The following is a 13,766-nucleotide window of genomic DNA, read 5'->3' as shown; positions in this document are numbered from 1 at the left end:
CTACCTACCGCTTCTTGTTATATCAGTTGCCCAAACAGTTCAGAAGGCACATATGCTTTCACTTCAATCCCGTCCTCCCGGTATTCTTCTGAAAGCAGCTGCCCGTATTTTCTGATCAGCTGGATCTTACCAGCATCCTGGTAAGAATAAACCTTTTCCAGATACACCTTCTGGTTCCTTAAAATATCGTCCAGAACCTTTAACAGTCCATCCGTTCCCTGTCCTGTTTTCGCCGATATCTTAACCTGATAATCGGCTTTCATATCTCTTAAAATGATGTCCAACGGTTCCTCATCAATCTTATTAAAGACGGTAACCATTATCTTATCATGAATACCCAATTCCTTCAATGTGTCGTAGACAACATACATCTGTATGTCCATCTGCGGATTGGAGCAGTCCACCACATGCAGTATGATATCGCTGTATTTGGCCTCCTCCAGAGTGCTTTTAAATGCCTCGATCAGATGATGAGGCAGCTTCCGTATAAATCCTACCGTATCGGTCAGCAGCATCTGCTGGCCGCTTGGCAGCTCTAAATTCCTGGTGGTGGGGTCCAATGTGGCGAATAATTTATCCTCCGCCAGAATGCCCGCTCCTGTCAGATAGTTTAACAGCGTTGATTTTCCCGCATTGGTGTATCCCACAATGGCAGCTACCGGAGTGTGGGTTCTGCTTCTCTGCTGCCGGTTCACCTCCCGGTGGCGCTCCACATTCCTGAGTTCCGCCTTTAACTGGCTGATCCTCTCGTGAATCAGACGGCGGTCCATCTCCAGCTTTTTCTCGCCGGGCCCTCTCGTTCCGATTCCGCCTCCCAGACGGGAAAGCGAGCTTCTGAGTCCCACCAGCCTGGCCGCACGGTATTTTAACTGTGCCAGCTCCACCTGGATCTTGCCTTCGCTGGTGGTGGCTCTGGATGCAAAGATGTCCAGGATCACCATGGTTCTGTCCATCACTTTTGTATCCAGTATCGTTTCCAGGTTGCGCAGCTGGGCCGGTGACAGTTCATCATCACACACCACTCCGGTGGCGTTCAGTTCCCAGATCCGCTCCCTCACTTCTTCCAATTTACCTTTTCCAAGATAGGTTCCGGGGTGCACCCGTTCCCTTTTCTGGATTATCTTGTCAACCGTTACGGCACCGGCTGTCTTCACCAGTTCTTCCAGCTCTTCCACCGATGCTTCCGTGTCATCCTCATCGCTTACGCTTGCCGCAATCAGGATCACCCGCTCTTCCACTTCTTTTAAATCGTATAATTCCGCCATCTTCGCCTCTCAATACCAGTCTGATTATCGTGTTTTCAAAAATGCTATTTCCCGGTCCGCCTGTTCGTTTGGACCGTATGTACTGTTGTATTTTTCAAACAATTCCAACGCCTTTGAAAACTCACCCTTGTATTCATAGGCAACGGCCTGGTTAAAATACAGTTCCGCCAGGGCATCTCCTTCACCTGCGCTGATTCCCTTCTCAAAATAAGAAATCGCCTGGTCATAATCCTCATTGTCAATCATACAGAGGCCCATCCGGTTATAAAGCTCCGAATTATTCGCCCCGTCCGCAACCGCCGAATTGTATAAAGCGATGGCATCGTCGTGGCGGCCCTGCTCCTCTAATGCCGATCCCAGCGCCAGAAGCGCTTCTTCAGAACCGGGAGCCTGTTTATCCATGGCATAGGATTTGGTAAAATCCTCTAACGCCTGGTCCGTCTGGCCTGCCAAAATAAGGCTCAGACAGCGGTAATTCAGATATTCCGGCTTTTCGCCGTCCACCTGTATCATAATCCCATAGCTGTGGGCAGCCGCTTCATAATCTCCTGCCTTATATTCTGCCTCCGCCCTGTATTTTAATACATCCAGTTCAAAATCATCCACCATTCCCTTGGAAAGTTCCAAAGCCTGGCCGAAGGAATCGATGGCGCCTTCATAATCTTCCGAATTCAGCTGTTCAATCCCCGTGTCCCTGAGCGTATACCGTTCTTTGCTTTTCCCCTGGCACCCTGTAATCAGCGACATGCTTATTAATGCCGCCCCTGCCAAAATCACAACCCGTCTCATATATCCTCAATTCCGCCGCCATGGGCAGCTGACTACTCTTTTCCGGTACTTCCGTGTCCGCCTCTGTCCTCATGTCCCAGTTTGTCGGTCTCCATAAATGAAATCGCCGGCTGGTGTTCCATGATGCGGAACTGGCAGATGCGGTCATTGGCGCTGATCACAGTGTCCCGCAGCGCATATGCCGGGAAAAACCACTGGTCCCCGTCGCCGCAGTAGGATTCATCCACAACTCCCATGTGGTTGGTCTGAATCACCCCATAGTTTTTAAATGTGCTGCTTCTCGGCACAATATGTGCCTCATAGCCTTTCGGCAGCTCCATAGCCACTCCAAGGGGAATCAGCTTAAATTCTCCTGCCTTCATCTCAATTTCTTCGGCAGCTCTTAAATCGATCCAGTCGGATTTTCCGTCGATGTATCTGAGTCTCTCAATCTTGTCGGTAAAATATTTAATCTTAATGTCAGGCATAAACCAGTTTTCCTTTCAGCTTTCATGGAGAACAACTTCTCCTGTTAACAGGGATCTCTGCACATCGATCACTCTCTGATTCGAGCTTCCCCTCCAATGCAGCTTCGCGTCTTTCAAAGCCACTACAAATTCTCCGTCTACCACCACATCCACCTTGCGGATACATGGAAGACTGCTGATACTTTCCCATTCATAACCGGTATACAGCCAGATGGTCTTATTGGGGAACCGTTCGCAGATCTCATCAATCAGACTGCTTATGTCTTCCCTGTTGTCAGGGTGAAGCGGATCTCCTCCGCTCAGCGTGACTCCTGATACGTACGGTTTTTCCAGTTCTTCGAACAGTTCGTCTTTTGCTGCCTGGTCAAAGGGGATTCCCCCTCTGATATCCCAGGTAATCGGATTATGGCACTCTTTACAATTATGATTGCATCCGGATGTCCACAGAACCACCCGCAGACCATCTCCGTTCAGCATGTCGTCTTTCGTTATATTATGGTAACGCATAATTACATTGATTTCCTCTCTGCTATTTCTGCCATCTTGGCGTCATTCAGTCTTGTATCGCCTTTCACGCGGGAATAGGAAAGATATCCGTTCATACGCTCAATCTTCGTCAGGTTCCTGCTTCCGCATACCGGGCAGACATCCATATCCAGTTCCTGATGCCCGCAGTCGTCGCAATAGGCCAGGGATAAGTTGACTCCCTCGTAGAAACCGTAATCCATCGCCCTGCGGACCAGGGTTTTAATGGCTTCTCTGTTGTAATCGATCGGGTATTTTACATACTGGATCTTGCCGCCGTTACTAAGCTCCCAGAACCGGTATTCCAGATCCTGTTTCTGAATCGGCGTAATATCCTCTGTTACGTGGCAGTGGAATCCGTTGCTCACATACTCCCGGTCGGAAACATTTTCAATGATTCCGTATTTGTTGCGGAACTGCTTTACCTGAAGTCCGCACAGGTTTTCAGCCGGAGTTGCATAGATCGCATACAGATTGCCATCCGCCTCTTTAAATTCATTGATCTTCTTATTAATGTGTTCCAGTGTTTCCAGTGCAAACTGTCCGTCTTCTGCCAGTGACTTTCCGTTGTACAGCCTCTGAAGCTCGTTAAATGCGGTGATACCAAAGGATGCGGTAGCCGTTTTAAGAAGCGGTTTAATCTTATCGTGAAGCCCCAGATGGCCGCCGTAGAAGCCGCCTTCGCAGTAAGCCAGCGGATTGGTGGAAGCCCTCATCTCGCCCAGATACGCATAAGTTCTGATGTGGATCTTGCGGATCAGTTCCAGATAATAATCCAGCACCTCGTAGAAATCCCTGCTCTCCTGTCTGGCCTTTGCCAGAATCATCGGAAGGTGAAGGCTGACAGCGCCTATGTTAAACCGTCCTACGAATACAGGCACATCCTGATCGTCGGCCGGATACATGCCCCCTCTTTCATACCACGGGGAAAGGAACGCCCTGCAGCCCATAGGGGAAATGATCTTGCCGTACTGTTTATACATGCTGGCAATGTAGCCCTTTCCTGTCAGAGACAGCCAGTCGGGATACATGGTCTTTGACGAGCAGTCAATTCCGGCTTCAAACACGTCTTCCAGCTCTCCGCCGGGTCCATGAAGCTTTTCATCATAGAGAAATACCAATTTGGGGAAGAGCACCGGCTTTTTGCATCCTTTCTTTCCCTGGCCTTTCCGTCTTACATTCAGCATGGTGATGGTTGCCATCTTGGCAAACCGGCTGGTACCCGTTCCCGCCGTCATGGTGATAAACGGATAATCGCCGCGGCTTGAGGATACGGAATTGAACTTATACTCCCAGCCCTGGAATCCCTGTTCCATGTCTCTTTGTATATCATCCCAGGCCACGGATTCGGCCTTTTCATGGTTCAGTCCCAGTCTTTCGTATTTATCGATGTATTTCTCATAGGAGATCTCAGCGTATGGAGCCAGAATCTCTTCCACATTGGGGACAGTAAAACCGCCATACTGTTGGCTGGCGGCGCTGAGTACGATATCTCCAATTACGTCAAATGCTACATCCAGGGTCTTAGGCTCATTGTACCATAAGTTGCCCATCTCAAATCCGCCTGTCAGCACATTCTTTACATCGAACAGGCAGCAGTTCATGGTATCACGCCTTGCGGACATATCGTGGATATAGATATATCCTTCGCGGCAGGCCTGTAATTCCTCCACGGTCATGAAAAACTTTTGATATAATGATTTATTTAACTCGTTGAAAATAAGACTTCTTTTGGTGGATACCAGCGCGCTGTCCGTATTGCTGTTCTCTTTATCGCCGATATACATGATGGACTGGCTCTTCTTGTAAACCTCATCCAGCATCTGTACGAAATCCTGCTTGTAATTGCGGTAATCCCGGTAACTCTTAGCCACCTGAGGATTAACCTTTTCAAGCGCTCCTTCCACCAGATTGTGCATCTGTGCGATGGGGATATACCGTTCGTTCAGCGCTGCCGCTTTCTCTTCTACAAACTGACAGATAAAATTAATCTCCGCCTGGGTAAATGTAATCATTGCCCTGTTTGCCGACTTATTAACCGCGACTACGACCTTCTGGACATTGAAATCCTCCCTCGTACCGTCTTTTTTCACCACTTTAATCTCGTTGCAGTCCAATCCCATTCCTCCTAATTCCATTTATCAAAATACTATATATTGTGTTTTATTTGTCACATATTCTCTATATGCTGTGCGACCTACTTCTAAATGGTAACACTTACCGCCTGTGTAGTCAAGGCTGTTTTTCGTTAAAATTGTTCTTTCTGTTACTGTTCGCGGCTCCTGGGTCCTCTGCCGTATATGCCGCGCCAAGCCGGACCAGACGGCAGAGGCCCCAGGAGCCGTGAACAGTAACTTCTTTATGAATCCGCTTCATTTTCAGGCGGCTGGTCATTTTGATTTTCTCCCAAACGGAATTCCAGCTCCTCCTGAACCTCCGCCTTGATCTCCTCTTCCTGTTCCGGATTCATAGTCGGCAGATCGGTCTTCGATCCCACGCCAAACCTACGTAAAAACTCCTCGGTAGTCGCAAATAAAGCCGGTCTGCCCGGTGCGTCCAGCCTTCCGACTTCGTATACCAAACCATATTCAACCAGACGGTTTACCGCATGATCGGAGGTAACCCCTCTGATCTTGGAAATCTCCATCTTGGTCACCGGCTGTTTGTATGCAATAATGGACAGGGTTTCCAGCACCACTTCCGTCAGAACCTGCTTTTTCGGGGCGGAAGCCACCCTGATCAGATTCTCATAATACTCGGCTCTGGTGCACATTTGAAACGCCTCTTCCAGCTCGATAATCTTCATGCCGCCCTTTTGCTTTTCATACCTGGCCGCCAGCTTTTCCACCACTTCCCTGGCGGTGTTCTCATCCTGGTCAATCGCAACCGCCAGCTGTTTGAGTTCCACGGAACGGCCCATGGTAAACAACACGGCCTCTATAATCGCTTCCCATTCCGCTTTCCGGTAAATGCCCTCTTTTTTCACCTTTTCATCCATAAAACGATCCTATCCTTCAAAATCATCCAGGCCTTCTAAATCCAGCTCCGCCTCTTCGCCCTCAGGTTCCAGTGCCTCTATGTACATATCGTCAAAAATGTGTTCCTGAACCAAATGGATCTTTCCGATCTTCATCAACTCCAAAACCGCTAAAAATGACACCACGACTTCCAGCTTGTCCGTCTGCTGTTCCAGCATCTGACGGAAGCTGAACTTCCTGTGCTGTCTGGCATAGCCTAACACAGACTTGATCTTCTGCTCCAGGCTGACCGGCTCTTTTTTAATGTTGCCGAACTTGCTTCTCACAGGATCGATCTTGTCTTCCTGCCGCTTCATCACCGACTCAAAAATGGCCTTCAACCGGGCCAGGGTCAGATCTCCCAGCAGCTGATCCAAATCCACCGGAGGTTCATATTTGGCAACTTCCTTCGGAATGGTGGGCTGTTTATACAGCATGTGCTGCGCCCCTTCCTCCATCTCCTGCAGCTCTAAGGCCATCATCTTGTACATCTTATATTCCAGCAGCCGTGCCACCAGTTCCGCTCTCGGATCTTCCTCTTCCCCGTCTTCGTCCACCTCAAGCGGCAGAAGCATCCGGGACTTGATGTCGATTAAGGTAGCGGCCATCACCAAAAATTCGCTGACCAGGTTTAAGTCCTCTTTCTCCATCTGGCTCACATAATCCAGATACTGCTGTGTAATCTCCACAATCGGTATATCGTAGATGCTCACTTTATTCTTTTCAATCAGATGCAGCAGCAAATCCAGCGGCCCTTCGAACTTTTCCAGCTTATAAGATATACTCATTTCTTCCTCAATTCCCGAAAAAATCGACGGTGTCATCTTCCGGCACCGTCGGTCTTATCTGGTATGTCATTATCAGTCATTTCACATAAAGCCAGTATAGCAGAGTTTCCCTTTTCTGTAAATATCAATCCCATCAAAATATGGACTTATTAGAAAGTTTCACTACTACCACTTGTGGTTTATTATTAATCCTTATATTAATCGAATGGGTTCCCAGTCCGCGGCTTACAATCATATAACGGCCGTCTTTCTCAAAAAATCCGGCGCAGCACGGCATAAAAAACTGGTACTGGGGCGTCATAACCCCGCCAAGCAGGGGAATCCGTATAGTTCCTCCGTGAAAATGCCCCGCCAGGGAAAGGTCTGCCCCCCACGCACAATAGGTCTTATGGTACAGCGGCGAATGGGCCAAAAGGATCTGAAACCGCTCCTTTGACGCTTCTCCCAGCCGTTTAGTCAGATACTCTTTCTTCATCTTCCTGACGAAAAACTTCTTATAATATTCCTCACCGATATCGATGGCGCTGACCGCAATATCCTCTCCCACATACACGGTTTCGTCTTCCAGATAATGAACGCCCGCCTTTAAAAGGCGTCCCTTGTATTCGTCATACTGTCCGCCGTAGACGTCCCGTATCCGGTTCATCCTGCATTCATGGTTTCCGTTGCCGCAGTACACGGGATAGCGCTCTGCCAGGCTGCAGATCAAATTCAGAGCCGTGTCCACTTCCTGCTTTCCCTTGCACACCATCATGTCGCCGCCGATCAAAATCCCGTCCGGCCTAACCTCGCCGATGGCCCTGATCAGATCCTCATTGTTTCTTCCAAATGTATTGCTATGTAGATCGGAAAGGAATACAAATGTTTTTTCTGATTTAATTTTCTCTGATTCAATTATGAACTCTTCCGTAACAAAATGCTTTCGTTCATAAGCGGACCGCATCAAAAACAATACGGCTCCGACAGCACATAGTATGCCTGCTATCATCATGCCCAAGCTGTCAATTCCTTTCTTTTCTATAATCAATTAAAATCAGCCGTCTTCCTCCATCCCTGCCTGCGCCGTCTCCGGCACAAGGCGGGGATGAAGCAATCCGGCTTCCAGTTTCCTTATTACCGCCTATTTTGCGTATGGAGCCAGTTCCAAGCGGATGAAATATCCCTGCTCGTGTCTACAGACCGGACATTTAGCCGGCGCGCTGGTTCCCTGATATACATAACCGCAGTTTAAACACATCCAGCCGGTTGACACATCCGATACGAACAGCTTGTTCTGCTCCATCAGATCTGCAAACAGGTTAAACCTGTCCCCGTGGGTTTTCTCGATCTCGGCGATCATATAAAAAGTGCTTGCAATCTGGGAAAATCCCTCCTCCTTTGCGATGTCGCCAAAGGTACGGTATACCGGATCGTATTCCTCATATTCGTTATGCCTTGCAGCCTTCAATAGATCCACGGTTTTATCAAATAAATCCACCGGATATCCGCCGTCGATATGGATGGTGTCCCCGGTCAGTTCCTTCAGATAATTATAGTAAACCTCGGCATGCTCTTTTTCCTGGCCTGCCGTAAACTGGAACACGGCTTCGATGACAGGAAGCCCTTCCTTTTTCGCCGCTGATGCAGCAAATGTATAGCGGTTTCTCGCCTGGCTCTCACCGGCAAACGCCCTCATCAAATTTTTCACTGTCTCGCTGTTTCTTAAATCTGCCATAGAAAATCCTCCTGTTATGATTATGTAACGATTCAAAGGGGGCATCTTCTTGCATGGCCTATGAACAGTTACATGATTTTCTATATACTATCTCCGCCATGTTGAAAATTATACCAGTTTTTCTTATTTTCCGCATCCTTTATCTACTTTTGATTCTTAAATACCGGATCGGCCGGATAGCCTCCCACGATCTTCTGCATAGTTCTCTGGACCGCGTCTTTGGAATCCTTCCAGTCCGCATCCTGGTTGCGGTAATCGTATTTCTCAATAAACCAATTGATATCGCCCTGGACACGTTCCAAGTTCTTTTCCGTCAGTTCGAAGAGAACAGGGAACCACTCCCCTTTCTCCTTTTCTCCCAGCCCCTCTTCACAGACCTCAATCAAATCTCCAAAATGGTGAATGCAAAAGCCCTTGGACTGCTTGATCAGATCTAAAAATTCATGATCCTTTTTTGCCAGATAGACAAAGGTGTCCAGCATGCGCCGGTACGTCTCGTTCACCCGTCCGCACACATAGCAGTGGCTTTCCTGCCCCCTGACCCAGGAGGTGATTCCATTGCCGGAGGAATCCGACTTTTTCATCTTTCCAAAAAAGGACGGTTTGGACGGCGTAAATCCCTCCATCTCCTTTTTCAGCTGCTTTCTCAAATACTCCATTCTGCTTTTCAAAATCCAAGCATTTCCCAGGGAATTGCCGTAATCGAACATGATCTTCGTATGTTTCCTGCAAAAGCCCTGTTTATCCGTCATATCCCGGATATCGCTTTCCATATAAGAGGAACCGAGCACAAATTCAATGGCCTCCTGCTCCAGCTTCCGTTCCAGATAACAAAACGGACATTCATCCCCTGATTTCACTGCATCCATTAATTCGATCGTATATAATTTTTCTTTCATCCCATTATCTCCCAACGTAATTGCTCATATTTTTCATCATACCTGTTAACGGAAGGCTAAGTCAAGCATAAGTTGTGAGACGCCATATATTTTGCACCAATAGTCAATCAGTATTTCGCCCTGATATTTATATAATTACCAATATTATCCATTTATGGTTAATATACATTTGTGGATAATGTTTGTTTAATGAACATAAAGGAGGCGAAATTATGATTGTTTACGACAATTTATGGGAAACATTGAAACGAAAACGCATCACTCAATATCGGTTAATCCGGTATTATGGAATCAGCCCGGGACAAGTCAGCCGCTTGAAAAAGAATATGTACATATCAACACATACCGTTGATGTGTTATGCGGGATTCTGAACTGTACGGTAAGCGACATTATGGAATATCTCCCTGATCCGCCCGCAGAAGAAAAGAAACCGCCTGCGCCGGTCCCAGTCCCCGGCAAACCTGAAGAATGTAAGAAATCTGTAAAGAAATGAATTACAAAACCGTATAATCTCATGATATAATAAGAAACGTGTAAGAATTTTGAAAATACAGGAGATCAAACCAATGAAAAAATGGAAGTCTTTTCTTATTATATGTATGAGTTTAACGCTGATTGGCAGTTCTGTTGTACATGCAGAAGAAACCGCTGTTTCGGCTCCAACGGTTGCCTCTGAGGGCGCTGTCCTCTTAAACGCCAACACCGGTGAAGTGTTGTTTGAAAAAAACGGTTATAACAAGTACTATCCGGCCAGCATCACCAAGCTGATGACCGCACTTCTCACATTGGAAAACTGCAGCCTGACCGATATCGTGTCTTTTTCCTCCACCGCCACCACCAATTTAGAAGCGGGAAGCGTTTCTTTGAAAATCACGGAAGGGGACAAGATCTCTGTCAAGGACTGTCTTTACGGCCTTCTCTTAAAATCCGCTAACGAAATTGGAAATGGCCTGGCAGAACACATCGCGGGAAGCAACAGTAATTTCGCTGATATGATGAATAACAAAGCCAAAGCCTTAGGATGTACCAATACCAATTTTGCCAATCCCCACGGGCTCAACAATTCCAACCACTACACCACACCATACGATATGGCTCTGATCGCCAGGGAAGCTTTTAAAAATCCCACCATCTGCCAGATCACAACTACCACCACCTATAAATTTCCGGCGACCAAGCTGGCCGGAGAGCGCACCATCGCCATGGGACATAAGATGGTATACACCAGTGATTCCAGATATTATCCCGGCATCATCGGGGGAAAAACCGGCTACACCTCTCTTGCAGGCAATACTTTGGTTACCTGCGTGGAACAGGACGGCGTCCGGCTGATCGTTGTTATCATGAAGAGCAAGTCCACCCACTATGCGGATACGAAAGCTCTTTTGGATTATGGATTTGCAAAGGTGAAGACAGCTTCCTCCCAGCAGCCTCAGGCTGCAGAACCGGGAGTTACCGCACCGGGAATTACCGGCACCGACGCACCCGGAAGCGGTTCTTCCAGCGCCGGCTCTTCCAATACCAGCCTTACCAACGGCCCCGGACAGGATTTGGATTCCACCCCGTCCGCTCCCGGGCAGACTGCCCAGACGAACACCGGATGGCAGCAGGATCAGACGGGATGGTATTATATCAAAGCCGACGGCACCAAGGCCGCTAACGAGTGGCAGACGATTGAAAATGTTACATACTGGTTTGATTCCAATCAATACATGGCTACCGGATGGCGCCAGTACAATAACGGCGCCTGGTACTATTTCAAACCCAGCGGCGCCATGGCCTGCAATACCTGGCAGCAGGACGGCGATCTCTGGTTCTATCTGGGAGCCGACGGAATTATGCTGAAAAATACCACGACGCCGGACGGATACCAGCTGGATGAACGGGGAGTTTGGATTCACTGATTTGTGATGGAGGATTTTACATCATTCAGGAACATGTTGAAAAAAAAAGATATGGATGTGCAGACAAGCTTTGATATGTTGTCTGCACATTTTCTTTTCCGTAAAATAAAAATCGAGGATTATCACTATAATTTTTCTTAAAATCATGAAACTTTTTCTCCTCCTGCTGCGCCTAATAGAGGTACAACGAAAAAAATGGAGGATTTTAATTATGAAAAAACAAATTGTATTACTCACCGCTATGGCATTTACCATCTCAATTCTGGCAGCCGGCTGTGCCCCAAAAACAGCTGCAAACACATCTGCCCCGGCCGCCTCGTCTGCCTCGTCTGCTGCAGAGACTACAGTTGCTTCGCAGGAAACGGAACTTCAAACAGAAAGCGCGGTTTCCCCATCGGACGAATCAGAAACCCATAACGAAAACATGGATGCTTCCAAACTCCAGGAATTTGCCGAAACTGTGCAGGATACGGTGGCAAAAAAGGATCTGAACTCTTTAGCAGCCCTTTGTGATTATCCTTTGTACCTGAACGGAGAAGAGATTGCAGACAAAGACGCGTTTTTAAAACTGGACGGAGATAAATTCTTTTCCGACGGACTGTTGAAATCCATTGCAGATGCAGACCCCTCTTCCCTGGAAATCTTCGGCGCAGGAGCCTCTTTAGGCAAAGATCAGGTGTTCTTCATCAATGAAATCAACGGCAGGATGGCGATCACCAGCATTACTACGGAATAAGAAGCCTAACCGGAAAATAAGCCAGCAAAACCAGCCAATTATCCTCACAAACCGGATAATTGGCTGGTACATGAACAAAATATTCTCTTGTTAATCTCTTTTATAAAGTCACGCCCTGCTTAAAGATAGCGATATCGTGATATCCCGCCACTTCCGACTTCACCTTTTCTCCGGATGCAACTTTAATCACATAGTCAAACAGCTCCTCGGCCAACTCCTCTTTTGTCTTGGTTTCCACCATCTCACCGGCGTTAAAATCAATCCAGTCCGCCTTGAATTTTGACAGTTTTGAATTGGATGAGATCTTTACGGTTGGCACCAGAGAAGCGAACGGGGTTCCTCTTCCGGTGGTGAAAAGCACGATCTGGGCGCCTGAAACCGCCAGTCCTGTGGCTGCTACAAGATCATTTCCAGGAGCGGAAAGCAGGTTTAACCCTTTTTCTTTTACACGTTCCGCATATTCCAGCACGCCGACTACAGGGGCGGAACCGGACTTCTGGGTGCAGCCTAAAGACTTGTCTTCCAGTGTGGAAATACCTCCTTTTTTATTGCCGGGAGAAGGATTTTCATAAATTGTCTGGTTATGGCTGGTGAAATAATTTTTGAAATCGTTGATCAGGTGAACCGTCTTCTCAAAAATTTCCTGGTTTTTACAGCGGTTCATCAATATAGTTTCCGCGCCGAACATCTCCGGAACTTCGGTCAGGATTGTGGTTCCCCCTCTGGAGATCAGAAGATCGGAAAACGCTCCTACCACAGGGTTTGCGGTAATTCCCGATAAACCGTCGGAACCGCCGCATTTCATGCCGATAATGAGCTGGGACGCGTCGCAGTCCTCTCTTTCGCACTGGTTTGCCTGATTATAGAGTTCTTCCAACACTTTAAGCGCTTCTTCCACCTCGTCTTCGAAATCCTGGCACTGCAGGAATTTAACACGGTTTTCATCGTATTCTCCGACATAATCCATAAGAACTGGAATGTTGCAGTTTTCGCAGCCAAGTCCCAGCACCAGCACGCCGCCTGCATTGGGATGGTGAATGATGTCTGCAAATACTTTTCTGGTGTTTTCCTGGTCATCTCCCATCTGGGAACATCCGTAAGGATGGGCAAATGCCACGATGTCTTCCACATTTCCAATTGGAAATCTCTTCTTGGCTTCCTGTTCGATAGCTTTCGCCACGGAATTTACACAGCCTACTGTGGGAAGAATCCACAGCTCATTGCGCACTCCAACCGTTCCATCCGGTCTTTTATATCCTTTAAATGTGGCCGGCTTACCGCTCATCTCACCGAATTTTACCGGTTTATATTCATAATCCAGCACATCTCCGAGAGATGTTTTAATATTGTGAACATGAATCCATGCGCCTGCGGCGATGTCTTCCTTGGCATTTCCGATGCAGGCACCGTATTTGATTACCGGCTCTCCTGCTTTCATATCGCAGAGGGCGAATTTATGTCCCTGTGGAATGTCCTCCAACAGGGTTATCTTCTGCCCGTCCACATTCAGACAGCTTCCTTTTTCCAGCGGTTTTAAGGCCACCGCCACCTTATCTTCTTTATTGATCTTAATAAAATCCTGCATAATTTCCTCTCATTTCTCCGGATTACCGGCCTGACGGCTTTCAATCTGCCGTAACGGTTCAGTACCCCGGCGGGTT

The 13,766-nt window shown here is 47.6% G+C and carries 14 protein-coding genes; 3 read left to right on the top strand and 11 right to left on the bottom strand.

Annotation, left to right across the window (positions count from 1 at the left end; genetic code table 11):
* Window positions 1-17 precede the first annotated feature (17 nt).
* The 10 genes from hflX to C0033_RS22105 all read right to left on the bottom strand — a co-directional run bounded on the left by hflX (window position 18) and on the right by C0033_RS22105 (window position 9,464).
* Window positions 18-1,265: a GTPase HflX gene (gene hflX, locus C0033_RS22150; RefSeq protein WP_103230101.1), complete on the bottom strand. Its 1,248-nt coding sequence runs from the start codon at window positions 1,263-1,265 to the stop codon at window positions 18-20.
* 24 nt (window positions 1,266-1,289) lie between these two features.
* A complete protein-coding gene (locus tag C0033_RS22145) occupies window positions 1,290-2,054 on the bottom strand; it encodes a tetratricopeptide repeat protein (protein ID WP_103230100.1) in 765 nt (254 codons plus the stop codon).
* Window positions 2,055-2,086: 32 nt separating this feature from the next.
* Complete coding sequence (locus C0033_RS22140) at window positions 2,087-2,521, bottom strand: dUTP diphosphatase (protein ID WP_103230099.1); 435 nt, start codon at window positions 2,519-2,521, stop codon at window positions 2,087-2,089.
* 15 nt (window positions 2,522-2,536) lie between these two features.
* Complete coding sequence (gene nrdG / locus C0033_RS22135) at window positions 2,537-3,028, bottom strand: anaerobic ribonucleoside-triphosphate reductase activating protein (RefSeq protein ID WP_103230098.1); 492 nt, start codon at window positions 3,026-3,028, stop codon at window positions 2,537-2,539.
* Window positions 3,029-3,030: 2 nt separating this feature from the next.
* The gene (gene nrdD, locus C0033_RS22130) at window positions 3,031-5,184 is read right to left on the bottom strand and encodes an anaerobic ribonucleoside-triphosphate reductase (protein WP_242984575.1); all 2,154 of its coding nucleotides are present in this window, start codon (window positions 5,182-5,184) and stop codon (window positions 3,031-3,033) included.
* Between the two features lie 221 nt (window positions 5,185-5,405).
* Window positions 5,406-6,044: an SMC-Scp complex subunit ScpB gene (gene scpB / locus C0033_RS22125; RefSeq protein WP_103230097.1), complete on the bottom strand. Its 639-nt coding sequence runs from the start codon at window positions 6,042-6,044 to the stop codon at window positions 5,406-5,408.
* A gap of 9 nt (window positions 6,045-6,053) precedes the next feature.
* The gene (locus tag C0033_RS22120; protein WP_103230148.1) at window positions 6,054-6,851 is read right to left on the bottom strand and encodes a segregation/condensation protein A; all 798 of its coding nucleotides are present in this window, start codon (window positions 6,849-6,851) and stop codon (window positions 6,054-6,056) included.
* Between the two features lie 133 nt (window positions 6,852-6,984).
* Window positions 6,985-7,878, bottom strand: a complete 894-nt coding sequence (locus C0033_RS22115; RefSeq protein ID WP_347501207.1) for a metallophosphoesterase — start codon at window positions 7,876-7,878, stop codon at window positions 6,985-6,987.
* A gap of 93 nt (window positions 7,879-7,971) precedes the next feature.
* The gene (rbr, locus tag C0033_RS22110; protein WP_103230096.1) at window positions 7,972-8,565 is read right to left on the bottom strand and encodes a rubrerythrin; all 594 of its coding nucleotides are present in this window, start codon (window positions 8,563-8,565) and stop codon (window positions 7,972-7,974) included.
* A 143-nt stretch (window positions 8,566-8,708) separates the two neighbouring features.
* On the bottom strand, window positions 8,709-9,464 hold the full coding sequence (locus tag C0033_RS22105) for a DUF6062 family protein (protein ID WP_103230095.1): 756 nt from the start codon (window positions 9,462-9,464) through the stop codon (window positions 8,709-8,711).
* A 212-nt stretch (window positions 9,465-9,676) separates the two neighbouring features.
* Here C0033_RS22105 and C0033_RS22100 point away from each other — a divergent pair, with 212 nt between their 5' ends.
* From C0033_RS22100 to C0033_RS22090, 3 genes are all read left to right on the top strand, one after another.
* Window positions 9,677-9,958 (top strand): helix-turn-helix transcriptional regulator, encoded by a 282-nt coding sequence (locus C0033_RS22100; RefSeq protein ID WP_103230094.1) that lies wholly within the window; start codon window positions 9,677-9,679, stop codon window positions 9,956-9,958.
* Between the two features lie 73 nt (window positions 9,959-10,031).
* The gene (locus C0033_RS22095) at window positions 10,032-11,369 is read left to right on the top strand and encodes a D-alanyl-D-alanine carboxypeptidase family protein (RefSeq protein WP_103230093.1); all 1,338 of its coding nucleotides are present in this window, start codon (window positions 10,032-10,034) and stop codon (window positions 11,367-11,369) included.
* A 211-nt stretch (window positions 11,370-11,580) separates the two neighbouring features.
* Window positions 11,581-12,105, top strand: a complete 525-nt coding sequence (locus tag C0033_RS22090) for a hypothetical protein (protein WP_103230092.1) — start codon at window positions 11,581-11,583, stop codon at window positions 12,103-12,105.
* A 100-nt stretch (window positions 12,106-12,205) separates the two neighbouring features.
* On the opposite strand, the gene C0033_RS22085 is transcribed toward C0033_RS22090, so the two are convergent.
* On the bottom strand, window positions 12,206-13,690 hold the full coding sequence (locus tag C0033_RS22085; RefSeq protein WP_103230091.1) for an altronate dehydratase family protein: 1,485 nt from the start codon (window positions 13,688-13,690) through the stop codon (window positions 12,206-12,208).
* Window positions 13,691-13,766: the final 76 nt, after the last annotated feature.

This window comes from Clostridium sp. chh4-2 (assembly GCF_002899675.1).
Lineage (GTDB): Bacteria > Bacillota > Clostridia > Lachnospirales > Lachnospiraceae > CHH4-2.
This window is presented reverse-complemented; position numbering and strand designations above follow the sequence as displayed.